The sequence below is a fragment of the Agrobacterium sp. CGMCC 11546 genome, assembly GCF_013365515.1.
In the GTDB taxonomy this organism is placed as follows: domain Bacteria; phylum Pseudomonadota; class Alphaproteobacteria; order Rhizobiales; family Rhizobiaceae; genus Agrobacterium; species Agrobacterium fabrum.
The window spans coordinates 1,791,856-1,816,348 of the sequence record NZ_CP047387.1 but is presented as its reverse complement, the minus strand read 5'-3'; the positions used below and the strand labels follow the sequence as shown (position 1 = coordinate 1,816,348).

General features: G+C 58.0%; 25 protein-coding genes, 3 tRNA genes and 1 pseudogene. 11 read left to right on the top strand and 18 right to left on the bottom strand.

Annotated elements, in window-relative coordinates; all coding sequences use genetic code 11:
- The first annotated feature begins 20 nt into the window (after window positions 1–20).
- Entirely contained in the window at window positions 21–1,130 is a 1,110-nt protein-coding gene (locus tag GSF67_RS09220) for an endonuclease/exonuclease/phosphatase family protein (protein WP_006310617.1), read from the top strand.
- A gap of 31 nt (window positions 1,131–1,161) precedes the next feature.
- Here GSF67_RS09220 and GSF67_RS09215 read toward each other — a convergent pair whose 3' ends face one another.
- Window positions 1,162–2,901 (bottom strand): GGDEF domain-containing protein, encoded by a 1,740-nt coding sequence (locus tag GSF67_RS09215; RefSeq protein WP_006310618.1) that lies wholly within the window; start codon window positions 2,899–2,901, stop codon window positions 1,162–1,164.
- Between the two features lie 215 nt (window positions 2,902–3,116).
- On the opposite strand from GSF67_RS09215, the gene GSF67_RS09210 reads away from it, so the two are divergent.
- A tRNA-Thr gene (locus GSF67_RS09210) sits at window positions 3,117–3,192 on the top strand.
- Between the two features lie 89 nt (window positions 3,193–3,281).
- On the opposite strand, the gene GSF67_RS09205 is transcribed toward GSF67_RS09210, so the two are convergent.
- From GSF67_RS09205 to GSF67_RS09175, 7 genes and pseudogenes are all read right to left on the bottom strand, one after another.
- On the bottom strand, window positions 3,282–3,683 hold the full coding sequence (locus tag GSF67_RS09205) for a hypothetical protein (RefSeq protein WP_006310619.1): 402 nt from the start codon (window positions 3,681–3,683) through the stop codon (window positions 3,282–3,284).
- Window positions 3,684–3,930: 247 nt separating this feature from the next.
- Window positions 3,931–4,269, bottom strand: a complete 339-nt coding sequence (locus GSF67_RS09200; RefSeq protein ID WP_246706528.1) for a glycosyl hydrolase 108 family protein — start codon at window positions 4,267–4,269, stop codon at window positions 3,931–3,933.
- A gap of 102 nt (window positions 4,270–4,371) precedes the next feature.
- Window positions 4,372–5,025, bottom strand: a complete 654-nt coding sequence (locus tag GSF67_RS09195) for a class I SAM-dependent methyltransferase (RefSeq protein ID WP_006310621.1) — start codon at window positions 5,023–5,025, stop codon at window positions 4,372–4,374.
- 101 nt (window positions 5,026–5,126) lie between these two features.
- Entirely contained in the window at window positions 5,127–5,696 is a 570-nt protein-coding gene (locus GSF67_RS09190) for a hypothetical protein (protein WP_006310622.1), read from the bottom strand.
- Window positions 5,693–5,968 (bottom strand): hypothetical protein, encoded by a 276-nt coding sequence (locus GSF67_RS09185; RefSeq protein WP_128822024.1) that lies wholly within the window; start codon window positions 5,966–5,968, stop codon window positions 5,693–5,695. Before GSF67_RS09185 ends, GSF67_RS09190 begins: the two co-directional genes overlap by 4 nt.
- A gap of 748 nt (window positions 5,969–6,716) precedes the next feature.
- Window positions 6,717–7,145, bottom strand: a pseudogene (locus tag GSF67_RS09180) (tyrosine-type recombinase/integrase); the annotation flags it as partial.
- 108 nt (window positions 7,146–7,253) lie between these two features.
- Window positions 7,254–7,607 carry a nuclear transport factor 2 family protein gene (locus GSF67_RS09175; protein ID WP_006310625.1) on the bottom strand — a complete coding sequence of 118 codons (354 nt, stop codon included), beginning with the start codon at window positions 7,605–7,607 and terminating at the stop codon, window positions 7,254–7,256.
- 384 nt (window positions 7,608–7,991) lie between these two features.
- On the opposite strand from GSF67_RS09175, the gene GSF67_RS09170 reads away from it, so the two are divergent.
- Entirely contained in the window at window positions 7,992–8,594 is a 603-nt protein-coding gene (locus GSF67_RS09170) for a J domain-containing protein (RefSeq protein ID WP_006310627.1), read from the top strand.
- A 10-nt stretch (window positions 8,595–8,604) separates the two neighbouring features.
- Here GSF67_RS09170 and GSF67_RS09165 read toward each other — a convergent pair whose 3' ends face one another.
- Window positions 8,605–9,213 (bottom strand): DUF922 domain-containing Zn-dependent protease, encoded by a 609-nt coding sequence (locus GSF67_RS09165; RefSeq protein ID WP_006310628.1) that lies wholly within the window; start codon window positions 9,211–9,213, stop codon window positions 8,605–8,607.
- A 188-nt stretch (window positions 9,214–9,401) separates the two neighbouring features.
- A complete protein-coding gene (locus tag GSF67_RS09160; RefSeq protein ID WP_006310629.1) occupies window positions 9,402–9,857 on the bottom strand; it encodes a PRC-barrel domain-containing protein in 456 nt (151 codons plus the stop codon).
- Window positions 9,858–9,998: 141 nt separating this feature from the next.
- Between GSF67_RS09160 and GSF67_RS09155 the strand changes: the two genes are divergently transcribed.
- Complete coding sequence (locus tag GSF67_RS09155; RefSeq protein ID WP_006310630.1) at window positions 9,999–10,424, top strand: DUF1801 domain-containing protein; 426 nt, start codon at window positions 9,999–10,001, stop codon at window positions 10,422–10,424.
- A 34-nt stretch (window positions 10,425–10,458) separates the two neighbouring features.
- Here GSF67_RS09155 and GSF67_RS09150 read toward each other — a convergent pair whose 3' ends face one another.
- The 3 genes from GSF67_RS09150 to GSF67_RS09140 all read right to left on the bottom strand — a co-directional run bounded on the left by GSF67_RS09150 (window position 10,459) and on the right by GSF67_RS09140 (window position 14,993).
- Window positions 10,459–11,427 carry an alpha/beta hydrolase family protein gene (locus tag GSF67_RS09150; RefSeq protein ID WP_006310631.1) on the bottom strand — a complete coding sequence of 323 codons (969 nt, stop codon included), beginning with the start codon at window positions 11,425–11,427 and terminating at the stop codon, window positions 10,459–10,461.
- Between the two features lie 78 nt (window positions 11,428–11,505).
- Window positions 11,506–14,484, bottom strand: coding sequence for an excinuclease ABC subunit UvrB (gene uvrB, locus GSF67_RS09145; RefSeq protein ID WP_176072023.1), 2,979 nt, complete (start codon window positions 14,482–14,484; stop codon window positions 11,506–11,508).
- A 125-nt stretch (window positions 14,485–14,609) separates the two neighbouring features.
- Entirely contained in the window at window positions 14,610–14,993 is a 384-nt protein-coding gene (locus GSF67_RS09140; protein ID WP_006316392.1) for a helix-turn-helix domain-containing protein, read from the bottom strand.
- A 157-nt stretch (window positions 14,994–15,150) separates the two neighbouring features.
- Between GSF67_RS09140 and GSF67_RS09135 the strand changes: the two genes are divergently transcribed.
- Both GSF67_RS09135 and GSF67_RS09130 read left to right on the top strand, forming a co-directional pair.
- On the top strand, window positions 15,151–15,762 hold the full coding sequence (locus GSF67_RS09135; RefSeq protein ID WP_006316393.1) for an NAD(P)-dependent oxidoreductase: 612 nt from the start codon (window positions 15,151–15,153) through the stop codon (window positions 15,760–15,762).
- A gap of 11 nt (window positions 15,763–15,773) precedes the next feature.
- Window positions 15,774–16,250, top strand: coding sequence for a nuclear transport factor 2 family protein (locus tag GSF67_RS09130; RefSeq protein WP_006316394.1), 477 nt, complete (start codon window positions 15,774–15,776; stop codon window positions 16,248–16,250).
- Between the two features lie 71 nt (window positions 16,251–16,321).
- Here GSF67_RS09130 and GSF67_RS09125 read toward each other — a convergent pair whose 3' ends face one another.
- The 5 genes from GSF67_RS09125 to rlmB all read right to left on the bottom strand — a co-directional run bounded on the left by GSF67_RS09125 (window position 16,322) and on the right by rlmB (window position 20,161).
- Window positions 16,322–17,686: a PepSY domain-containing protein gene (locus tag GSF67_RS09125; RefSeq protein WP_006316395.1), complete on the bottom strand. Its 1,365-nt coding sequence runs from the start codon at window positions 17,684–17,686 to the stop codon at window positions 16,322–16,324.
- Between the two features lie 45 nt (window positions 17,687–17,731).
- Window positions 17,732–18,136: a DUF2946 family protein gene (locus GSF67_RS09120; RefSeq protein ID WP_006316396.1), complete on the bottom strand. Its 405-nt coding sequence runs from the start codon at window positions 18,134–18,136 to the stop codon at window positions 17,732–17,734.
- Window positions 18,137–18,205: 69 nt separating this feature from the next.
- Window positions 18,206–18,799 carry a hypothetical protein gene (locus GSF67_RS09115; protein WP_006316397.1) on the bottom strand — a complete coding sequence of 198 codons (594 nt, stop codon included), beginning with the start codon at window positions 18,797–18,799 and terminating at the stop codon, window positions 18,206–18,208.
- Window positions 18,800–18,804: 5 nt separating this feature from the next.
- Window positions 18,805–19,197, bottom strand: coding sequence for an acyl-CoA thioesterase (locus GSF67_RS09110; protein WP_006316399.1), 393 nt, complete (start codon window positions 19,195–19,197; stop codon window positions 18,805–18,807).
- A gap of 76 nt (window positions 19,198–19,273) precedes the next feature.
- Window positions 19,274–20,161 (bottom strand): 23S rRNA (guanosine(2251)-2'-O)-methyltransferase RlmB, encoded by an 888-nt coding sequence (gene rlmB, locus GSF67_RS09105; protein ID WP_006316400.1) that lies wholly within the window; start codon window positions 20,159–20,161, stop codon window positions 19,274–19,276.
- Window positions 20,162–20,370: 209 nt separating this feature from the next.
- Between rlmB and GSF67_RS09100 the strand changes: the two genes are divergently transcribed.
- From GSF67_RS09100 to GSF67_RS09080, 5 genes are all read left to right on the top strand, one after another.
- Window positions 20,371–20,455: transfer RNA gene (locus GSF67_RS09100), tRNA-Tyr, on the top strand.
- A 25-nt stretch (window positions 20,456–20,480) separates the two neighbouring features.
- Window positions 20,481–20,554: transfer RNA gene (locus GSF67_RS09095), tRNA-Gly, on the top strand.
- A gap of 270 nt (window positions 20,555–20,824) precedes the next feature.
- Window positions 20,825–23,035 (top strand): ATP-binding protein, encoded by a 2,211-nt coding sequence (locus tag GSF67_RS09090; protein ID WP_006316402.1) that lies wholly within the window; start codon window positions 20,825–20,827, stop codon window positions 23,033–23,035.
- Window positions 23,028–23,483, top strand: coding sequence for a response regulator (locus tag GSF67_RS09085; protein ID WP_006316403.1), 456 nt, complete (start codon window positions 23,028–23,030; stop codon window positions 23,481–23,483). Before GSF67_RS09090 ends, GSF67_RS09085 begins: the two co-directional genes overlap by 8 nt.
- On the top strand, window positions 23,473–24,489 hold the full coding sequence (locus GSF67_RS09080; RefSeq protein ID WP_006316404.1) for a sensor histidine kinase: 1,017 nt from the start codon (window positions 23,473–23,475) through the stop codon (window positions 24,487–24,489). Before GSF67_RS09085 ends, GSF67_RS09080 begins: the two co-directional genes overlap by 11 nt.
- The last annotated feature ends 4 nt before the right edge of the window (window positions 24,490–24,493 follow it).

Here is a 24,493-nt window from a genome sequence, read left to right as displayed (position 1 = left end):
TCCAGCAACAGGAATGAAACATGTCGCTTCGGCTCGCCACCTTCAATATCGAAAACCTTCTCACCCGTTTCGATTTCACCGGCTTTCGCAACCAGACGCGGCGCGACAGGGCGATCCAGCTTTTCGATATCAGGGACGAGGCCACCTATCAGGCGTTGGAAAGCGCGCGCATGGTGTCTTCCACCGATGATACCCGCCAGCTTTCAGCGCTCGCCATTGCGGATGCGGATGCCGATATCCTTTGCCTGCAGGAAGTCGACAACATGGCGGCGTTGCAGGCCTTTGAATATGGTTATCTCTATCGCATGGTCGGCAATGGCTATCTGCAGAAATATCTGGTCGAGGGCAATGACAGCCGCGGCATCGATGTCGCCGTTGTCATGCGCGAAGAGACGCGCGACGGTGACAAGATCGAGGTGGTCGACATCAAGAGCCATGCGGCGCTGACCTATCGCAACCTCGATCTCTTCAATCCCGCACTCGCCGCGACCAACCAGATCGATGACAAGATTTTCAAACGGGATTGCCTGGAAATTGACCTCCGGATCGGCGGCAAGCCGCTGACCCTTTACGTCACGCATTTCAAATCCATGACCAATGCCCGCGATCCGGTGGATGCGCGGATCGCGACCATGCCGATCCGCGAGGCTGAAGCCATGGCGGTTCGCCGCATCATCGAAAACCGCTGGGGGGTGGGCAATACCCGCAACAAGAATTTCGCGATCTGCGGCGATATGAACGACTATCAGGAGCGCGTTGCGATTTCCGGCGACAGGCGCAGCGGCTACAGCTTCACGCCCGTCGAGGAGGAGCGCAGTGCGCTCGATATCTTCACGGCCGATGGCTTCGTGGTCAATCCGATGACGCGCCGCGACGTCATGGATCGCTGGACGCTCTACCATTCGCGAGGGCCGCAGGAGCAGCATCTGTGCCAGCTCGATTATGTCTGGCTTTCCCCGCGCCTGGCGGAAACGAGCGCTACGCACGTTCCTGAAATCATCCGCAACGGGCAGCCTTTCCGCACGGTTTTCCCACCGGGGCAGGAGGTGGAGCGTTACCCCCGCACCGGCTGGGATCGCCCGAAGGCGTCCGACCATTGCCCTGTCGTGATGACGCTGGACCTGATCTAGGCGCGGCGGAATTTGTGACCGGCGATGCCGTCTAGCCGTTCGCGACCTTCGGAAAATAGGTTGCCCACACCCGGTTGCGGCCCGCGCGCTTGGCTTCGTAAAGCCGGTCGTCGGCGATGGCGATCAACTCGTCCCAGCTGTTGATTGCGCGCGCCTCCTGCCAGACGACGCCGAAACTTGCCGTCAGTGACAAACCTGTTTGTTCATCGAAGGTCTGAACTTCTATCAGGCGGCGAAGGCGGTCGGCGGTGGCGGTCGCCGTGGCGTGGCTGACATCCTGCAATACGACGACGAATTCCTCGCCGCCGTAGCGGGCCAGAATATCGGTCTTGCGCAAGGCGCCCTTTAAAAGGCTTGCCGTCTTTTGCAGCGCAAGGTCGCCCATGGCGTGGCCATAGCGGTCGTTGATCGACTTGAAGTGATCGATATCGATGATCATGACGCCGAGGGATTGATAGTCCTCATCGCCGCTCAGAATGGCTCGAACGGACTTTTCCAGCGCGCGGCGATTGAAGACGCCGGTCAGCGCATCGGTTTCGGACAGCGTGCGGAGCTGTTCTGACAGTGCGCGCTGTTGTTCCTCCATTTCTCCCTTTTGCCGAAGCTGCTCGCGCAGGAAATCCAATTCCCTGAACATCTTCGTCACTTCCGGGGCAACGCCGGTCTGGCGCTGAGCCTCGGAAAGATCGCCAGCCGCTATCGCGGAGATTTGCGCCAGGACAGACTGCATGGGCTGGAACAGCGCCGTTTTATAGACAGACGTGAGGCGCAGCAGGACCAGAACGGCGATCAAGGCGAGAAAGAGTGAGGCCAGGCCATTGATAAGCGCCTGTTGCTTGTTCTTTTCGATTCTCGCGCGGGTTTCGGCGAGGATAAGGTCACGCAGCTGATCTGATGACCGCATGCCCTGAATGTAGTTTTCGGAAAAATCGCGGATGCTTGGAAGTGCCGAGGGTACGACGATGGCAATCGTATTCTGCGCGTAGCGAAGCGACTGGCCGAAATAATAGGTGTCGAAATCGCGAAACGCGGCGTCAAGACGCGGTGTCGACAGATAGGCGGCGGTGTAGTTCCACAGCGAGGATTTCACCAGCATGACGCTCTGCATCTCGGTGTCGAACTTCGCGCGATAACTTAATCTGTCCTGCCTGTTTGCCTGCAGGCTCATCACCACGTAGGAGCCGAGGCGACCGATCCTGTCGCGCATGACACCGGCCGTGCCGGTCATTGCGATATCGATTGCGACATCGGGGGTTTTCGTGATGATGGCGCGGGCGGCTTTGCCGCGGAGCAGGTTGACGCTATCGGCTGCCGTGAACATCGATTGAATGGCGTTGGCCATGGCGCTGTAACTGCGCGCTTCCGCGGGAAGAGCGGCAACCGCGTCTACGGCCTCTCGCGATTGCGCGAGTTTCTGGCGGGTTTCGGCAAGTGACTTCGCCAGGCGGGGCTGCGCTTTGATTTCTTCGGCGAAGGAGGTCTCCACCTGAGACAACTTGTCGTCTGTCGCCTTGCGCGCGACGGTCAGACGCTCGACCAGGCTTGCATCGGCAGAAGTGGCCGCCATCAGATTATTGGCCGGGCCGCGCTCGGCCGAGACCAGCCATGCGGATTGCAGCGCGGTTTCAAAGCGGTTCAGTTGCTGTGCGTTCGTTCGATAACGAAGATAGTTGGAAACGCTGGGCAGCGCGGCAAGTGTGGCCAGCAGGATGGCGCTTACGGCAATAACGATTGTGCCTGTCAGCTGGATTTTCTGTATGCTCGCGCGCATCGGGTGCGTTATTCTCGCTGGAATGGTTATGGTCTGTCACCATGTTAGCTTCGCCGCGTAAACACTTCGCTTATTTTATGGGCCTTTTGCTCTAATAGCGATCGGACGGATACGTCGGCGAGATTACGGTGTGGAAAAGAAAGCTGGCTGATGAGCCGCAGACAGTTTTTGCTTTACACCAAGTCAGAATCTGATAGTTGGCAAGGCACTGGCTTGCCCTTGTAGCTCAGTTGGTAGAGCACCTGATTTGTAATCAGGGGGTCACGAGTTCGAACCTTGTCGGGGGCACCAGTATTTCTCTTAATAATCAACTATTTGGTGGTTATCTGCGGATGTGCGGACACTAAGCGTAAATCGGTGTCCGCTCCAGGTCCGTAAAATCACTGTGCAAGCGATCGTGCCTTTTCAAATTCCGCTTTGGCCGAATTTAGATGCTTTCCCAGGCTGTTCATTCCGAATTGTAGGGCATTGGCCTCTGTTCGTAGGTTCTCATCGCCGCTCATTGATTCCAACGCATAGTTCATCAGATCAACAATCGAGCGGGCTGCATCGATATTGTCGGCGCCTTTGATCAGAGCCGACGACAACGCCGACTGGCCAACACAGATGTCCGTCTCAAATCTAGGCTCGAAACGGGTCGACGCTGGGAAGACCATCAGGGTTGCTGGCTGCGCTTTCCTATCCAAGAGATGCGAGATTTCTTTTCCCAGCTCGGCGATACGCTTTTCGACGTGAATTTCAGACATACCTTCGGCGGTGGCCGGAATCGATGTGTTCAGCATGATGACTTCTCCTACGTTTTAACATGCATATTTATTACCACATTTAATTATTTGTCAATAATTATTGTAGTAATTATTGCATGCGACAGTCGTCCGCTGTATTTTTCCCATCATTAGGAGATATCTTTCATGGGTAGACCCCCGGTGCCTGCGCGCCTAAAGCGCGACAAAAGACTCGTTGTAATGTTGACTGAAGAAGAAGCTGAAACGCTTTCGGATGCCGCGAAGAACGCCGATGCTGCCTCAGTCAGCGACTGGGTAAGGGAAACGCTTCTGGATGCTGCGAAGAGGGGCGTATGATCGATTTCAGAAAGATCGGCTTTCGTCGTAAGCTGTCGATTACCCGCGCGATCAGTTGGCGCTCGAAATGTTCGCTGCCTTCAATGGTGTTTCCGTCGAAAAGCTGCCGATTGAATTTAGGTACTTTCCCAACGCATCCACCAGAGACGCCGGGAACCGCGTAGCTGAGGCGGCATATCGCTTTGTTCAGCCAGGCATGATAGATAGTTTCTGTAACGCCGTACGTCGTCTTGCTACCGAGATCAGCCTTGTGATCGCTCCACCCGCCTTCCCATTTGGCTGTGATGTTGTGGCATATGGTAAAGCGGTCGGAAATGCGGCATCCCTCGATTTGGTGCCGTCATACTCCGCATTTACTCAAATCACCGCAAAGCACAAGCCGTGCTGGTCAGGCCTTTTGTAGTATCACTATACCAGGCAAAACATGCATCGAGGCAATTTCGGAAAAATCAAATGATGACCGAGTGTCCCATCCGGCAACATGATCCACCAGTGATTTCACGAATCCAACCATTCCGTAGTCATGGGATACAAGTCGATCACCGACCACATCCAGAGGCTTGTAGGCTTGCCCATCCGGACGATCACTCCAATAGCCCGTTCCCCAATCCTCAATGGCATATAGACCACCAGACTTCAGCAATGGGAAAAGGATTCCAAATGTCGCCAATGATAAACAACCCTCGTGTGAAGCATCATCTATAATTATATCGACCCCACTCGCGGCATGACGTTCCACAAGATCGGTCAGAAACGGCGCGTCGGACTGATCACCCTGATACAGAGTGATGTTATCGAAGCCCGTCAGATCGATGTTGTGGAGATCGAAATCAACCCCAACGATATTGGCCCGACTGAAATACTCGGCAAAAACTTTTGTGCTTTCACCGCGGTAGACCCCGATTTCAAAAAATGACAGCGGCTTCTCACGAAGAGAACCGAAAAACCGCTCATATGACTCGTAATAGTGGTCAGGCTTGGAAATTTGGTCACGGCTTGGAGCGCGAGCATGGGCCAACTCAACAAGCGACGGCACAACCATCTTGGGCTTTCTGAATCGACTAAACAATGACACACCTCACTTGCTTTAATCTTGCGAATCTAGGTTGCATGCCCCGGATAATTTGTCCAGAAGTTGGCCCCTTATTGCGTCCTCCAAGGGGTGTATTTTTCGGGAGCATTCGATGGCCCGGTCAACGAGGCAAAATCGGAAACGAAATTGCCGTCGACAAAGGCTGAGCCGTTCCATTTCTGGACATACAAAGCGCTGCTGCCGGCATCCCCGGAAACGCGAAAGATTCCATATGATGGGCGCAGATAGTTTCCGATGCTTGGGCCTCCTCCGGAAAACTGAACGCGCATGACGCGCGGCGCGCGATGCAGCATGTGAAATGCCCGTCGCCAGTCGACGACAAAAATACCCTGACCGTTCGCCAGGATCCAATTGCGTATGCTGCCATGGATGACGAGAGCAACGCCGAGGGAATAAGTCGCGGCATTTTCAATTGCGAGTTCGTTGAGCGCGAAACTGCGCCCTTCGAACAGCGCGATTTGCTCATTGAAAGGGCACCAGAGGACCACGTCTTCGGGCTCTTTGAAAACAAGCCAAGAGTGCCCGTGTTCCATCTCTTCAAAACGTCCATCTGCGGCGCGGAAGCCGCGGAACACGCCAGAGCTGAGGTCTTTTGCTCGATCTTTCCACCGCTCTATCATCGCGCCACCTCACTACACTCTGCGCAGGAGAAGGGGCCGGCGGATTCGGCGATAGTGATGCGGATTTTGCGACGGTGGCCGTGACGGCAGGAAACTACTTTCGTCATCATGGTGTCGACAGGAATGGAGGCCACATCAGCCCTGAGCTTGTCCTTGTTTTTCTTCTTCTTACGAATTTTTGTGGGGATCAGATTACCGCCGGCGCGGGGCTCGTAACCGTACCGGGAGATGGCTTGCTCCTTGCGGAGATTCTCGAAATTGCGCCCAGTCATATCAGGCGCTCCGGCGGCGAGGATTGGGCCGTGTCTCTTTCGAGCGTATCCAGTGACGGACGCTTTCGACGTTGAATAGGAGACGCCCACCGAGACCCGAAGCGTGCGCTTATGCACGCCTAGTTCTTGCGCCAGTTGCTCTCTCGTCAAGTATCCATCTAGTAGGGCCATCACTGCATCTCCGTGTTGATTGGCGATGCATGAACGGTACTAGAAAATGATATTTCTGTCGGACGGAACAGATCGGAAACTAGTTTCCGACCCCAGCGCTTAAGTTGGCGATGAGGTTCCTCACACGATCTCTAATGGCCGATTCTTTAAGCGGAGTGATCAGGGCTAGGCATGCCGCCTTCCTCGATCACCTTCAAACGAAACGCATCTTCAAGTGCGCCGTCGTCAATTTTCGAAGGACGCCCTTCACCCTCCTGGCAGGTGGCCACGCCCCGGCGGGTTAGGCCACCGCCGATCCAACTCATACGGATTGATAAGAAGTGGCTCTGGTCGATCTTCTGGGGTGCGGCGGCCGACTATTCGCTGCGGCACAATTATTGTCCCAACGTCGATATTGATCTCGGGTGAAGAGAGCCAAAGCGTTGCGCCGTTGCGGATTGTAACGGCGTTGCAGAGTGCCCAAAGTCGATTCATGCCACTATGGCGCGTTTCGCGGATGAGGGTGGACAGAGCCTCGACAGGCTCTACATCGCGCTGTCGCAAAACTTTAGCGGCCTCGCTCGTGGGCATCCAAGGTCTACGCTTCATCACGGGCTACCTTGAGTGGCACAATTTCCGCGCTGTCGTCTGTCGCCGTAGAAACGGGGGATACGATATTGCCAATTCGTTCGGCGGCAGCGCGGAGTGGATCCAACCCCAAATGATCATAACGATGGGTCGTCTGCGCTTGCGTATGGCCGAGCAGTCTTCCAATCAAAGGAAGCGACATCCCCTCTGCAACGAGTAATGACGCAAAGCTATGTCGCAGATCATGTATGTGGAGGTTTTTCAGTTCTGCGGCTTTTAGGGCCGCCGCCCACTGGTTCTTCACATTGCTCCGATATGGACGCGGCTCCTTGGTGCTCTCCTTTGTCGAGGCAAACTTCGCCGGAAAAACATATTGTGACTTCTCATCGCCGGAAGTTTCGAAAATCTCCGAGAGAAGCTGACGCGCTGGCGCTGAGACCGGTACTCTATGTGGAGGGGGTCACGAGTTCGAACCTTGTCGGTGGCACCAGCATTTTCAAAGGCTTAGCCTTTTCTCTTCCCCATTTTCATCTCTGTTTTGATGATCCTATGGCTTTATGTGATAAAGCTTGTGCACGATCGACCAGCTGCCGTCGCGTTCCAGCAGGGACAGATATTCGTAAAAATCCATGCCGTCGAAGCGGGTTGTGAGCTTTACCGAGGCGCTGTCGCCCTCCTTGTCGATGCCCATGATTTCGAAGGCGGGATCGTGGCCGGGCAGCCCGCGTTCGCTCTTGCGCATCTGGCCGACGAAATCTTCAAGCGACAGCCATTCGATTTCACCTTCGAAGGTGCCGACGATGCTGGCGCGAGGATCGAATACGTCCCGCATCAGGCCCTCATCCGCATAGGCCATGGCATGGACGTAGTCCGTGACGGTCTGGGTAATCGTTTGCGGCATCGGATCGTCCTCCCTTCGGATCCAAAAGCCGAGCTTACACCCGTTGGCGACTTTCCACCATAAGGCCCTGAAAATGCGCCTATATGCTCTTTTGAAAGATATTCTCACAGGGCAGCGACAAACAAGGTGCCGGATGGGGCGGCATGTTTTGCCATCGCTTTCCACAATTTTGTCCCGCCCATCATTATAGTCGCCTTCTGTCCGACAAATTTGGGCATCAAGGGCCTTTCCGTCCGGTGCACCCAGAGGCTTTGTGTGGGATTTGCCGGTTTAAAAGCCGGCGCGGGGTGCCGCACGGGGCGGAATTGGCCTATGATCCGGCGGCAGGCCTCATGAGCGGGGCATCGGGCATGCGGGTAACAGTTTGCGTTTGAAGGTGTTTTTGTGATCGATCCCTATGTTTTGCTTGGCGTGGAGCGCGATGCCGACGAGGCGGCGATCAAGACGGCCTACCGCAAGGTGGCCAAGGCCGCGCATCCCGACAGCGGCGGTGATGGCGAGCAATTTGCGCGCCTGCAAACGGCTTATGAGCTTCTGAAGGATCCGGTGCGCCGCAGGGTGTTCGACGATACCGGCTATGATCCGCAGCTTGCCGACGCCAAGGATCTCAAGGGCCTGCTGATGCTTGAAACGCTGGTCAATGAATTCATTCTGGATGAGCGCGAGCCCGGCAGTTTCGATCCCGTGGCGGCCATGCGCCGCAAGCTGACGGACGATATTCTGAAAAGCCGTTTCCATATTCTCGAGCTGGAACGGCACCGCACGCGCGTGCGCAAACACATGGACCGCCTGGGCCGCAAGCCGGAGACTGATGTGCTGAGTTCCATGCTGCGTGCCCGCAGCCAGTCCATCGCCGAAGCTATCCGCAACGCCGAAACCCAGATCGAGGCGATCGAGCAGGCCTATACGATGCTGGAGGGTTATTCCTACGAGCTGGAGACCGTGACGCTAGCGGAACCTCTCTTGAAAGGCGAAGCGGCGGAATAAGTCCGGCCGCTCAGGGGCCGTTTGCCAGCGCGAGGATGAGCTGGTGCACCCGCCCGCCCGGCGAAAGCTCGTCGCGGTCGAAATCGCGGCCGCGCTGGCGCTGCTCATTGGAAAGCTCGCCCAGACGCTGCTGCAGAACCACACGCACCTTCTGGCATTTGGGATCGTTCTCCGCCCTCAGCCCAGTGCTGAAGGCTTCGATCTTCTTCACCATATCGAGAATATGCTCGCCATGGACGCGCTCATGGGTTTCCACGCCGGAGATGAAGGTTTTCCAGCTGGCGGCGACGGCGGGCGGCAGATTGGACGGCGCTTTTGGCCAGGTGTAGATGATGGTGAGATTGGGCCTCGCCGTGGCGAGCACGCAGGCACCATCCGGCTGCGGACGATAATCCCGCCGCCATGTCAGCTTGAAGGTGGTGTGGGCAATCGCCTGCACACCGGCCGTCGGGCCGCGTTCACCGATGGACTGGTAAAGCCCGCCGCCGGTATTGCCGCTGATGGCATAGGTTTTGATCTGTTCGGCGGGTTTCCAGCCGGCGGACTGGGCTGGCAGCGGAACGGCGCTTAGCAACAGGGCGGCGCTGATGGAAAGGGAAAAGAGACTATGGGCGGGCACGCATCGATCCTTGGTGATTTGCGCGCCGAAGATAGGCGAGGGCCGGGCTCCTAGGCAAGTGTCTGTCAGGCAAGTGTCTGTCAGGCAAGGGTCTGCCGGGCGAGGATAGCCGGTTGCTGCGCGGAATGATCATACGAAAACCCCCGCGCCTCGGCGCGGGGGAAACAAGTGAACAACCGCAGGGGTAATCAGTCGTCCAGCTTGTCGTAATCGAGCTTGGGAGCGTTCTGCAGAGCGTCCTTGGTGGTGTCGACATAGGCCTTCCAGGTGCCGTTGTCGTTGTGAATCGCGACGGATGCCGGGTCGAGCACCACATAGCTCTTGTCGATCCCGAGGAAGCCGCCAACGCTGGCGACGAGGCCGATCACCGACTTGCCGTCGCCAATCACCACATCCTCGATCTCGCCGATGTTTTCGTTTTGGGCGTTATAGATGTCCATGCCGTCAAGCTGGGAGGCGGTGAGATCGGTCTTCTGGACGTTGACGAACTTCAGCGGGCCGCTGGCCTTGGTGCCCATGGTGATGCCGGGGCCGGACAATGTGGCATCCGCGCCGGCAGCAGGGGCCGTGGTTGCCGTCTGGGCAAAGGCCACGGAAGAGGTAAGCGCTGCTGCGGCAGCGAGAGCGATGACATTGATTTTCATGATGTTTCTTCCCTTTGTATGCTGAACATTGCGTTCGGGGAGAAAACGGGGGGAGGCGGATTTGGTTCCGCATGGGAGGGGAGGAAAATTTGGTCTATATTGAAAGTTGAGACAGAGCCACGGCGAAATCGGGAGGGCATCATGGCAAAAACGGTGACGGAAAAAGATGCGGAGGAGACCGCAACATCTGAGGTCATCGACCGTAAAATCGCGGAGCTGGACGATTGGCGCGGTGATATGCTCGCACGCATCCGCGCGGTGATCCTGAAAGCCGATCCCGAGGTGATTGAAGAGGTGAAATGGCGCGGCGTGCCGGTCTGGTCGCATGCCGGTATCCTCTGCACGGGTGAAACCTACAAGAGCGCCGTGAAGATGACATTTGCGAAGGGCGCTTCGCTTGATGACCCGGTGGGCCTGTTCAATTCCAGCCTGGAAGGCAATACGCGGCGGGCGATTGATTTTCACGAGGGGGATGTCGTGAATGAGGAGGCGCTGGCGGTGCTGATACGGGCTGCGGCGGCGTTGAACCTTGCGGGAAAGAGCGGAAAAAAGCGAATCGGAAAATGAACGGTGTGTCTGGTTTGAGAGGGCGGGTCGCGCCTCAATCACCGGCGGCGTCCGCTGCCCTGTCCCATTCCCCATCGATGAACTTCAACGCATCGATGATCGAAACCTTCCATACCGACCAGACATGATCACCATCGGTCACCCGCAACTCGGATTTGCGCTTGTCGGCCTGCAACGTCTCATGCAAGGCGATGGCGCCGCGCCAGAGGAAGAAGCCGTCATCGTCGCCGACGGTCAAGTAAGTGGCAGGCAAATCCTCGCTTTCGGCGACGTGCTGGGCGACGAGGGTAAAGACGTTCTTTTCATTAAAGAGCCTGGCATCGAATGGCGTGCCGAAGGCGCCGGAAAAATGATCGCCGGTTGAAGGCAGCACGATACCGCTGGTGACGGTGGTGCGGTCGACCCGGTGGAAAAAGGCGCTGTCCTGGATGAGCTTGAGTTCGGCGGGCGTCCTGTCGAGATCGGAGGCGGGAACGTTCTGCCAGATGGCACCGGACAGGCTGGCCACGGCGCCATAGAGATCCTCATGGCCATAGGCCAGATGCAATGCGCCGAAACCGCCCATGGAGAGGCCGGCAATGGCGCGGCCTTCACGATCCTTGCGAACCGGCAGGGTTTTTTCGATCTGGTGGCGCAGGTCGCCGGTCAAGGCGGTTTCGTAATCGCCGGGGCCGCCGACAGCGGCGGAATCCACGTACCAGCTGTTCTTGACACCGGGCATGACGACAACCAGCGGCCGGATAGCGCCGGCTGCGATGAGCGTATCGAGCGTCTTTTCGATATTGCCGAGATCGAGCCAGCTGTTCTGGTCTCCATCATGGCCGTGCAGAAGATAGAGCACCGGCCAGCCGTTTTCGGGCGGTGCGCCATCCGGGCGGTAGATGTTGACGGGAAGCGGCGCGTTCAGGGCTGGGCTGTGGAAGGTAGCGTCTTCGATCTGCCCGGCAAGCGCTGCGTTGCAGGATAGGAAGAGGCACAGGGCCGCCAGATTTTTTCGAACCATGCCGTGTTTCCCTGTTGGCTATTTTATAAATGCAAGCGACGGTCGGATCGATGGCGAGTTGGGGCCGGAGCCAGTGGCTTATCGCCCCGGCCGCCCGGTCTTGCCCTTCGTCCGGCTTTTGCGCTTCTGCTCCCCGGCATCCTCGTAGGAACCCGCACCGATCTTGCCGCGGACCAGCGGTCTCGGATCATCGGCGGCACGCTCGGGCTGGCCTTCCAGTAGCGGTGAGAACCGTTTGCCGGCTTCTGTTCCGGGCTTGTCGGGCACCGCGCCGCGCACGGGCTTTTCGGTTCTTCCCACCGTCATTTCGTCCAGCGAGTTTCTGCGGAAAAGCGGCTTTCCGGCGTCCGAGCCGGGGCCCATTTCGTCCAGAGAGGGTTTGGCGAAGAGGGAGTTGGAGGTTGCCGGGTGTGGCTTACCCCCCTCTGTCCTGCCGGACATCTCCCCCTCAGGGGGGGAGATCGACTCGTGGCGGGCGCTCGTTCCGCTTTTCCGGGGCTTGCCGCCACCCTCGAGCGATTTTGCCTCTTCCTTGGCCATGGGGTCGTCCATGGTGGCGAGTTCGGCGGCCTTGAGGCGTTTGATCTCGTCGCGCAGGCGGGCGGCTTTTTCGAAGTCGAGGTCGGCTGCGGCGTCACGCATGGATTTTTCCAGTGCGTTGAGATGGGCCTGTAGATTGTTGCCGACCAGATGGCCGCCATCGGCGAAGCCCTTGCCGGAACCGCCAGAAATATCGGCCCTTACGTGGTCGCGCTCATAAACAGAATCAAGAATATCGGAAATCTTCGCCTTGACCGATTCCGGCGTGATGCCGTGTTCGGCGTTGTAGGCCATCTGCTTCTCGCGGCGGCGGGAGGTTTCCTCCATCGCCCGCTTCATCGAGCCGGTGATGTTGTCGGCATAAAGGATGACCTTGCCGTCGACATTACGGGCGGCGCGGCCGATCGTCTGGATCAGCGAAGTTTCCGAACGCAAGAAGCCTTCCTTGTCGGCATCGAGGATGGCGACGAAACCGCATTCGGGTATATCGAGGCCTTCGCGCAGAAGGTTGATGCCGACAAGCACGTCGAAGGCGCCAAGGCGCAGATCGCGGATGATCTCGATGCGTTCCAGCGTGTCGATATCCGAGTGCATATAACGGACGCGAACGCCCTGTTCATGCAGATATTCAGTCAGGTCCTCTGCCATGCGCTTGGTCAGCACGGTGCAGAGCGTGCGATAACCCTTGGCGGCGGTTTCGCGGATTTCGCCGAGAACATCGTCCACCTGGCTGCGGGCGGAGCGTACCTCCACCGGCGGATCGATGAGGCCGGTCGGACGGATGACCTGTTCGGCGAAGACGCCGCCGGATTGTTCCATTTCCCACGATCCGGGGGTGGCCGAAACCGCGACGGTCAGCGGCCGCATCGCATCCCATTCCTCGAAGCGCAGCGGGCGGTTGTCCATGCAGGAAGGCAAGCGGAAGCCGTATTCGGCCAGCGTCGCCTTGCGCCTGAAGTCGCCGCGATACATGCCGCCGATCTGGCTGACCGAGACGTGGCTTTCATCGATGAAGAGGAGGGCGTTGTCAGGGATATATTCGAACAACGTCGGCGGCGGTTCGCCGGGATTGCGGCCGGTGAGATAACGCGAATAGTTCTCAATGCCGGCGCAGGAGCCGGTGGCCTCCAGCATCTCGATATCGTAGCGGGTGCGCTGCTCCAGCCTTTGAGCTTCCAGCAGGCGTCCGGCCTTTTCCAGCTCGGCGAGACGAACTTTCAGTTCTTCCTTGATCGACTTGATCGCACCGTTCAATGTCGGGCGCGGCGTGACATAGTGCGAATTGGCGTAGATCTTGACGGATTGCAGGTCGCCGGTCTTCTGGCCGGTCAGCGGGTCGAATTCGGTGATGGAATCGATCTCGTCGCCGAACATCGAGATGCGCCAGGCGGCATCCTCAAGGTGGGCGGGGAAAATTTCGATGGTATCGCCGCGCACGCGGAACGAACCGCGCTGGAAATCCATGTCGCGGCGCTTGTATTGCTGGGCCACCAGATCGGCGAGAAGCTGGCGCTGGTCCAGCCGGTCGCCCACCTGCATCTGGAAGGTCATGGCGGTATAGGTTTCCACCGAACCGATACCGTAAATGCAGGAAACCGAAGCGACGATAATGCAGTCGTCGCGTTCCAAGAGCGAGCGGGTGGCGGAGTGGCGCATCCGGTCGATCTGCTCGTTGATCGAGGATTCCTTCTCGATGAAGGTATCGGAGCGCGGCACATAGGCTTCCGGCTGATAATAATCGTAATAGGAAACGAAATATTCCACCGCATTGTCGGGGAAGAAGTTTTTGAATTCGGAATAAAGCTGCGCCGCCAGCGTCTTGTTCGGCGCAAGGATGACGGCCGGGCGTTGCGTCGCCTCGATCACCTTGGCCATGGTGAAGGTCTTGCCCGAACCGGTGACGCCGAGCAGCACCTGGCTGCGCTCGCCGGAATTGATGCCTTCCACCAGATCGGCAATCGCCGTCGGCTGGTCGCCGGCCGGCTGGTACTCCGAGTCCATGCGGATGGTAACGCCGCCTTCGGATTTGGGCGGACGGGCCGGCCGATGCGGCGTCCACATCTTTCCATCCTTGAACAGCGGATTGCCGCTCTCGATCAATGCCGATAGCGCCTCGACGGTGGCGGTGACGGCACCCGGTGCGAGGTTGGCCGCCTCCTCCAGAGAGACGTCCATGCCAGCTACCGGATTGAGACCGGCGGCGGCGCGGGTTTTCGGATCGCTCGACGCGCCTATGGAAACACCCCGCGCTGTCTTGGAAGCCGTAGTGTTTTTAGCCGTCTTGTTGGCCGCTTTTTCCGCTTCCTTGCGCGCCTCGATCTCGATCTTCTTGCGGTGCTTGCCGGCTTTCGAGGCGATTTCGCGCTGGGTTTCCACCGAGCCCGCCTCGGCTTCTGCCTCGAGCTGCTTCACCCAGTCGGCAACGCTGCCGCTCAGCGGCGCGCCTTCGAATGACGATTGCGGGGCTTCCTCGAAGCCCTGACGCGAGGAGGGGAGATTTTTCGGTGATCTGGCCATGCGCGAAATATGGAGGGAGTCACGCGCAAAGAAAAGGGGAGGCGGTGAAAAAATGAGTACAAAAAGGAAACGAAGCGGCGGAACGAAATTCGGATGGATGCGTTGCGGGCGGCTGGAGACGTGCCTCAGCCGCGATTGTCGTTTTCCGAATATTTCACGCGCGCCTTGCAGATGCGGACATGGTTCTCATCGGCCCATTGCACCAGCAATTGCATCGGCACCAGAAAAGAACGACCGAGATTGGTCAGCTCATATTCCACGCGTGGCGGCACCTCGGCATAAAGCGTGCGGCGAATGAAGCCGTCCTCTTCCAGCCGTTTCAGCGTGCGCGACAGCATCTGCTTGGAAATATCGTCGATCCTGCGGTTCAGCTCGTTGAAGCGCAGAACTCCGCCCTGAAGGGCTTCGAGAACCAGCAGGCTCCATTGATCGCCGATGCGGTCCAGCACGTCGCGGATGGGGCAGGGCTGCTCGAAAGTGAAGATTTCCTTGGTCTGTATATCCGGCATTGTCCTTACCCCTTGCCCGATTTTAGCGCCTTCAAGGTCATCGCCATGTGACCAGATCACCGGCGGCTGACTTCTTGCGGCCAGCCTCGCGATACCATAGCTTTGCTTTACGGTCTATTATTTAGACTAATGACGATAACAGCAGAGGAAACAAGCCATGGCTAAAATCGCACTCATCGGCGCTTCCGGCAATGCCGGATCCCGTATCCTGAAGGAACTTTCCGATCGCGGACACCAGGTCACGGCGATCGCCCGCAACCCCGAAAAGATCGCCGCACTGCCAAATGTGGTGGCAAAGAAGGGTGATGTTTTCGATCAGGCGGCGCTTTCGGAGCTGCTGAAGGGTCACGATGCCGTGATCAGTTCGGTACACTTTACCGCTAGCGATCCTGCAACGCTGATTGAGGCTGTGCGCGCTTCCGGCGTTCAGCGTTATCTCGTGGTCGGCGGCGCGGGCAGCCTCGAAATCGCACCTGGCCAGCGGGTGGTGGACCTGCCGGATTTCCCCGCCGCCTACAAGGCCGAAGCAACGAAGGGTGCGGAATTCCTCGACAAGCTGAAACAGGAAAAGCAGCTCGACTGGACCTTTCTGTCGCCTTCAGCCGAATTCGTGCCTGGCGAAAGAACCGGGAAATTCCGGATCGGCAAGGACAATCTTCTCAGCAACGAGCAGGGCAGCCGTATTTCTTTCGAGGATTACGCCATCGCGCTTGCCGATGAAATCGAGAAGCCGCAACATTCCCGCCAGCGTTTCACCGTCGGTTATTGAGAGGTATCCCCATGAATTTCGTGACACGCCGTCTCGCCATCGCCACGCTTGCGCTCGCACCCGCGCTGATGGCCGCCCCCGTTCTGGCGGAAACCGCCAAGCGCGATCTGGCCCAGGAAGAAACCAACCGCAAGCTGGTGATCGAGTTTTACGACACCGTCTTCAACAAGCACGAGGTGGCGAAGGGCGCAGCCGTCATCGTCGACAGCTACAAGCAGCACAATCCGATGGTGCCTGACGGCAAGAAGCCGTTCGTCGATTATTTCACCGGCTTTTTCAAGGAAAACCCGCAGGCAAAATCCCGGATCGTGCGCAGCGCTACGGATGGCGATCTGGTTTACCTGCATATCCATTCCACGGATAAAGAGGGTGCTCGCGGAGCCGCCATCGTCGATATCTTCAGGGTAACCGACGGCAAGATCACCGAACATTGGGACGTCATCCAGCCGGTGCCGGAAAAGGCTGCAAACAACAATACGATGTTCTAAGGCAGGCTTCTGCTAAAACGTCAGGAATTCAGAAGCACACGGCCGGGATATACTCTCCCGGCCGTATTTTTTCAGGCTGCGCGTTGCTTCTGGCGGGACTGTACGATCTGGTCCAGAACAAGCATGATCAGCAGGCTTGCGCCAACCAGGGGGAACAGGATGCCGCCGATGGCAAGCATGGCGAGCAGGCCGCGCAGGACGCGTTTATCCTGCGGCGAGGGTGGCACGCCGAGCGAACCTCTGGGACGTCGTTTCCACCACATGATGCCGGCGGAAACGGCAAGCAGGACGATGCCGAAACACGCTGCCAGCAGTACGATCTTGTTGGCGAGGCCGAATTGCTGGCCCATATGGACGTTGATCCCCCATTCCAGCGCCTTTCCAAGCGGACCGTAATCGGTGTAGCTCATGTCGATCAGCGGCTCGCCGCTATATTGATCGAGATGGACGACACGCTGCTTTGAAAGGTCGTCGGGATAGACCGAGCCGCTATAGACGCCGGTGGGTTTGGTCGGCAGCGCGACGGTATAACCGGCGGCAAGACCAAATCCGTCGAAACGTGCGATGGCCGCATTTATTCCGATTGGTTGCCCGGTGGCGGATACGGTGGATTCCGGGACCTTCGCCTGTTCCAGCGACCAACTGGTCTTGGCTATGTGATCGAGATGTTCGCCGGACATGGGAACATCGGTCCGCACGCCTGCCGGATATCCGAAATTGCTGCCGTTTGCCCATTCGTTGACCTTGGCGCCCCAGACGCCCGACCAGAGCATGCCGGTGATCGCGAGGAAGACGATGAAAAAGCCGACGAAAATGCCGGTGACGGCATGGGTATCACGCCAGAAGACCCGCTTTTTTGGTGTGCCGCGCACGGTGACGACACCGCCGCTCTGCTTTCGCGGCCACCAGAGATAGATACCGGTGGCGACGAGAAGGACGGACCAGCCCGCGGCGATCTCGATCAGATAACGGGCATAGGTGCCGAAATATTTCAGGCTGTGGAGATAACGGATCGTCCACATGACAGTGCCGCGATCGGGCAGCGAACCGGCAACCTCAGCCGTGTAAGGATTGACGTAAACCGCCTGCTTTCCCTCCACCGTATTGACGGTGATTTCCGTGGAGGCACCCGGATCGGCAGGTGTCGTATATTTGACGGCGGTACCGGGCACGGCCGCCAGCGCTGCGGCGATGATTTCGGAAGGAAGCGCTTTCGGTGCGTTCTGCACCACCTCCACCCGCTTCAGATCGGAATGGATGAGATTGTCGAATTCATCCCGGAAGAGATAAAGCGCACCGGTGACGGCAAGCGATATCATGAAGGGCAGGACGAGCAGACCGGCATAAAAATGCCAGCGCCACACGGCGCGGTAAAGATTGATGGATGAGGACTGCGCAGGTGCGCGCTCGCCCTCGAAAGAGGTCGTGACGGACATGAATGTCTCCGCAAAAGATTGGATTTCCGGCGGGCCGGGGAGGTCTCAAACGTGCGGAGAGGCGGGTGGTGCGCGTGGACGCGATTCCAGATTGGGTGGCGACGGCGGCAATGCGGCGTCGAAGTTCACAAAGGCGACTTCGCCGCTCGCAATGATCCGGTCCGCACGTTCGACTGGTGTGACCGGAAGAGTAGCGATCGTGGCCGATGCCAGTCGGCAGAGCGTGCCGCAGCAGTCGCCGGCGATCTTGCCGGCCGGATCCTGCTTGCCGGCGCTGCCATCAGGCATGTGGCTGGAGCAGATGATTTCATCCGCCGCCAGCGCGGCCATTGCCATGTTGCCGGTGGTCAGGCCACTGGCGAGACCCTGCAACAGGAAAAGCAGAATCGCCAGCGTGGCGATTGCGCCCGCCGAACTCCTGTCCTGCATGATCCTGCGAATGAATCCCATGCAATCGCAATGTCATAATCGCGGCGAAATGTCACCGCGACACAATGACGATACACGGTGGGTCGTTCTTCAGGCCAGCAGGTCGTAGGTGCGGAAAATCCAGGCGATCTGATAGACCAGCGCGAAGATCACGAGAAACCTGTGAAAGCGGCGATTGTCGATGAAGGCGGCCGCTGTGAACAGGACAACGTAAATAGCAGTGCGGATGAGATATTCTGGCCCGAGCGAGGCGAGGTAGTCATGTCCCTTCAGCAGTGTGTCGCCGACGTCAGTGACGAAAAGTGCGGCGAGAAACGCAAAGAACCAGCTTTTGCGGGAAAAGAAATAGTCCTCGTATCCCTTGTACTCTTTCATGTCGGTGGGAAACAGCAGCACGCACAGGAAATAGAACAGTGAGCAGAACAGGATCAGGAACAGGAACGCGCCGAAGCCGAGGACGTGGTTGGCGGCGGAAAGCCGGTGTTCCCACCACCAGAAATGTACCAGCATCAGAAACAGGAACGCCACCCAGCCGATATGCAGAAGATAGATGCGCTCCTTTTTCGGATGCTGCACGAAACCGGCAAGGCCGGTCAGCAGGCGCGCAAGGCTGAGGCCGACCACCATGCCCATGACCGCACGGATATGCGAATAGGCTTCTGCGGCATTGACGGCGGCCTCCATCGTGTTCACTCCGCCGCAGGAATGGGCGTAGGCTGCCCGTTTTCGTCCATCGCCACCATGATGAAGGTACCGGCGGTGACCTTTTCCAGCTTGTCGTAACGCGACCGCTGCGCCCAGGCTTCGACCGTCAGCGTGATCGAGGTGCGGCCGAGACGGGCGATATCTGTATAGATCGACAGCGTGTCGCCGATCTTCACCGGCAGTTCGAAGGCCATTTCCTTGACCGCCGCCGTGACGACGCGACAGCGTGAGCGTTCCGCAGCGCGGATGCCGCTTGCCAAGTCCATCTGGGACATGACCCAGCCACCGAAAATATCACCGGCCGGATTGGCGTCGGCCGGCATGGCGAGTGTCCTGAGCGTCAGCTCGCCGGTCGGTTTGATGGGCAGGTCGGTCATGTCGGGATTTGCTCCTTGCGAACGTTAAAGACGCAGCATGCGTTGCGCTTTGTTATTTCGCAAGGAAGGGTAAGCGTCAGGACGACGCTTTGCCCAGAAATTGCTGCGTTGCATAAAGGGCGATGGCCGCCGCATTCGATACGTTGAGCGATTTGATCTCGCCCGGCATGTCGAGACGGGCGAGCGCCGAAACGGTTTCGCGGGTCTTCTGGCGCAGGCCCTTGCCTTCCGCGCCTAGCACCAGGGCAATCTTTGCACCGGTGAAGGTTTGCTCGATGGGAGCGGGGCCTTCCGAATCCAGACCGACCGAGAAGAAGCCGAGCTTGTGCAGTTCGCCCAATGTATCGGCCAGATTGGTGATCTGGATATAGGGAATGAGTTCCAGCGCGCCGGAGGCGGACTTCGCCAGCACGCCTGACTCCGTCGGGCTATGGCGGATGGTGGTGATGACGGCGCCGGCGTTGAACGCGACCGCCGAGCGCATGATGGCGCCGACATTGTGCGGATCGGTCACCTGATCGAGCACGAGGATCAGCGGGCTTTTCTTCAGCGCGTCAAGCTTCTTGACCGGAAGCGGCCTGGTCTCCAGCATCACGCCCTGATGGATCGCCTCGGGGCCGAGCACCTTGTCGATCTCCTGCGGTGAGACAATTTCGACCGGGAACGGCTGCGCATCCGCCTCGCCGATATCCAGACGCGCAAAGGCATTGAGCGTCACCGACAGCTTGATGAGCTGCCGTTCAGGATTGGAAAGGGCCGCGCGCACGGTGTGAAGGCCGTAAAGATGGACCTGATCCGGCGCAAGCTGCGGCGGCTTCCAGTCGTCCGCGCCACGATTTCGGCGCTTCGGCTGCTGCGGGGTCGGAATTTCGCCCCTCTCGCGTTTGGCATCGCGTACGGCACGGCGCAGTGTGGCGTAGTGCGTATCGCGGGTGGATTTGTCGTTTGGATCGTCTTTGCTCATGGCGCCTTATATCTCCGGGACGCGACGCACACCAGCCCCCGCGATAATCCACAGGGCTGCAAAGCGGATTGAATTTTTTCCCGAAAATTCGTGAAACGGCGTGTTGACAGAAACGAACGAGGCCGTCATATACGCGCCACAGACGACGCAACGGCGCTTCGCCGCAGCGAAATCTGTAGAGCTTGGTCGCTCGATCCTAGCAGAAAGCTGGAGGGATGCCCGAGTGGTTAAAGGGGACGGACTGTAAATCCGTTGGCTACGCCTACGTTGGTTCAAATCCAACTCCCTCCACCATTCTGCACGGATCGAAATCACCACCGCGGGTATAGCTCAATGGTAGAGCAGCAGCCTTCCAAGCTGAATACGCGGGTTCGATTCCCGCTACCCGCTCCAGCGATCTTTTCAAAAAAATCAATCATGTTCGTCAAACGCTGGTTTTCTGGTGTTTTGCCTTTGCGCGCAGTTCGCTTGTCGCCGCCTCGTCAGAGGCGAAAGACTGAACAGCTATGGCTTTGCTCAGACCAAAAATCATACTCTCGCCTTGACGGGTGCCATTTGGCTTTTTGCCGAAACGAGCGTTTACATCCCTGCAATAATAAATAGGTTAGCCGCATCTTTTGAGCAGGTCGAACGTTCTTGCAAAGAGAGCGGCTGGAGAAAGTTATGAGTTCACATACGCCGAAACTGGATAGTTGCGGCGCAGAGCCCATCCACATTCCCGGTGCTATTCAGGAACATGGAGCCCTTCTGGTTCTGTCCGCGCGGGAATTTTCCGTGGTGCAGGCGAGCGATAATCTCGCCGACTATATTGGTGTGGACCTGCCAATCGGGGTCGTTGTCACCGAAGCAATCTTGCCGTTCATCTCCGTACTGTCCGCCTGGTATTCCGGCGAGGAGAGCAATTTCCGATATGCCTGGGCCGAAAAGAAACTCGATGTTTCGGCGCATCGATCCGGGACCTTGGTTATTCTCGAGGTGGAAAAGGCAGGAGAGGGCGAATCGGCTGAAAAGCTGATGGGCGAACTCACCAGTCTGGCGAAATATCTGAACAGCGCGCCGTCGCTGGAGGACGCGCTTTTTCGGACGGCGCAACTGGTGTCCTCGATCAGCGGTCATGATCGTACCCTGATCTATGATTTCGGACTGGACTGGAGCGGCCATGTCGTGGCGGAAGCCGGAAGCGGGGCTTTGCCGTCTTATCTCGGCCTTCGCTTTCCGGCGGGCGATATCCCGCCGCAGGCGCGGCAGCTCTATACCATCAATCGCCTACGGATGATTCCCGATGTCGATTATAAGCCCGTGCCGATCAGACCACAGGTGAATGCGGAAACGGGAGCGGTGCTCGATATGAGCTTTTCACAGCTTCGCAGCGTATCGCCGGTTCATCTCGAATATATGCGCAATATGGGCACTGCCGCTTCGATGTCGGTGTCCATCGTCGTCAATGGCGCTCTCTGGGGCTTGATTGCCTGCCACCACGCGACACCCCATTCGGTATCCCTTGCCGTACGTGAAGCCTGTGATTTTGCAGCGCAACTCCTGTCGATGCGGATCGCGATGGAGCAGAGTTCCCAAGATGCATCCCGCCGGGTGGAGCTTGGCCACATTCACGCGCGGCTCTTGAAAGGCATGGCCGCCGCCGAAAAATGGGTTGATGGCCTGCTGGGAGGCGAAGGTGAAAGAGAAGACCTGCTGAAACAGGTGGGCGCGGATGGCGCAGCACTTGTCCTGGGCGACGACTATGAGCTGGTCGGCAAGACGCCCTCACGCCAGCAGGTTGAAGAATTGATCCTGTGGCTTGGCGAGCGGGAGATCGCCGATGTCTTCGCGACCGACAATCTTGCTGGCAACTACCCCACCGCCGCGGCTTATGCTTCCGTTGCGAGCGGCATTATCGCGATGCGGGTTTCGGAGTTGCACGGCAGCTGGCTCATCTGGTTTCGGCCGGAAGTCATAAAAACGGTGCGCTGGGGCGGCGATCCGCACAAGACAGTGCAGGAGAGCGGGCGCATTCATCCGCGCAAGTCCTTTGAAATCTGGAAGGAACAATTGCGCAACACCTCCTTTCCCTGGTCAGAGCCCGAACTTGCGGCAGCGAGGGAGCTTCGCGGCGCGATCATCGGCATTGTCCTGCGCAAGGCCGAGGAAATGGCGGATCTGACACGGGAGTTGCAGCGCACCAATAAGGAGCTGGAGGCTTTTTCCTACTCCGTTTCGCATGACCTGCGCGCGCCGTTCCGTCATATTGTCGGGTTTGCGCAGTTGTTGCGGGAGCGCAGCGATGCCCTGGACGAGAAGTCCCTGCATTATCTGCAGATGATATCAGAGGCGGCGCTGGGTGCCGGCAGGTTGGTGGATGATCTCCTGAATTTTTCACAGCTTGGCCGAACGCAACTCACCCTGAAACCTGTGGATATGCAGAAGGTGGTGAGCGAAGTTCGCCGCTCCCTTTCACACGCGGTTTCCGATCGCCAGATCGAGTGGCGCATCGGAGCGTTGCCGGTGATATTCGGGGATCCGACCCTGCTGCGGCAGGTCTGGTACAATCTCATTGAAAACGCCATCAAATATTCGTCCCGGGAGCCGGTGTCGATCATCACCATTTCTGCGGTTGAAACCGAGGATGACGTCACTTATTCGGTCGAAGATAATGGTGTCGGCTTCGACATGGCCTATTACAACAAACTTTTTGGCGTGTTTCAGAGGCTGCAGCGGGTGGAGGATTTCGAGGGAACTGGCATTGGACTTGCGCTGGTGCGACGAATTGTCGAACGCCATCACGGTTTGGTCGGTGCCGAGGGAACTGTCGGTGAGGGAGCCACGTTCTCCTTCACATTGCCGGTTACGAAAGTTGAAGAGGAAAAAATTGCCTGAACTCAGACCCATTCTGCTCGTGGAAGATAATCCACGCGATCTGGAACTAACGCTGACCGCTCTAGAGAAATGCCAGCTGGCGAATGAGGTGGTCGTGGCGCGTGACGGCACCGAGGCACTCGACTATCTGAATGTCACCGGCAGCCATCACAACCGGCCAGGTGGTGATCCGGCCGTGGTCCTTCTCGATCTCAAACTCCCGAAAGTGGATGGGCTTGAGGTTTTGCAGACGGTCAAGGGCAGTGATCACTTACGGCACATTCCCGTCGTCATGCTGACGTCGTCCCGAGAAGAACAGGATCTCGTCAAAAGCTACGAACTCGGCGTGAACGCATTTGTCGTCAAGCCTGTGGAATTTAACCAGTTCTTCAAGGCAATACAGGATCTTGGCGTCTTCTGGGCCCTCCTGAACGAACCGCCGCCGGGTGCATATCGCAATGGCGGATGAGACGGTGCTGCGAATGGAGGCAAGCAGGCTTCTTCTCCTCGAAGACAGCTCTGTGGATGCGGAACTGATCGAGGACCAGCTTTCACGACTGTCGCCGCCGCCTGCGGTGACGAGGGCGGTCGGCAAGGCATCGTTCATCGAGGCGCTGGAAAAACAGCAGTTCGATATCATTCTTGCGGATTTCTCCTTGCCCGATTTCGATGGAATGTCAGCGCTCGATCTGGTTATGCGGACCAGACCCGATACACCGTTCATTTTCGTGTCCGGTATTTTGGGTGAGGATGCGGCGATCGATGCATTTCGGCGCGGCGCGACGGACTACGTCCTAAAGCAACGACTTGTGAGATTGCCATCCGCTGTTGAGCGCGCGCTGGCGGAAGCCCGGGAGAAACAGGAGCGAAAACGGGCGGAGCTGCACAAGGAGCTGCTCGTCCGCGAGCTTAGCCATCGTGTCAAGAATACGATGGCAATGGTCGTTTCCATCATTCGCAGAACGGCAAAAGGCAGCACCTCCATCAAGGATTACCAGGAACGGCTGGTGGCGCGCGTGAGTGCTCTTGCGGAGAGCCACGCCCTGCTTTTTCAGAGTAACTGGGGCGAGACAAATCTGAGGGATGTCGTGAAGCGCGCGATCGAGCCGCATAATACCTTTGCGAGCCGGGTCGAGCTCGAGGGTCCGGACGGCGTGCACGTGTCGCCAAAATCGGCGCTGGCGCTCGGAATGATCCTGCATGAGCTGGCAACGAACGCCCAGAAATACGGTTCTCTTTCCGGTGCAAACGGAAAGGTCGAGGTTTTCTGGAAAAAGATTCTGAACGGAGACGGCAACGACTGCATCGACCTGCGGTGGCAGGAGAGCGGCGGCCCCCCTGTTTCCGTGCCGCAGGATACCGGATTTGGAACAACCCTGATAACAAGGGGTGTGCAATACGAATTGCAGGCGGAAAGCGAAATTCGCTATGATCCCGACGGCCTGCAATATCGGGTTATCTTTCCTCTGGACTAAGTCG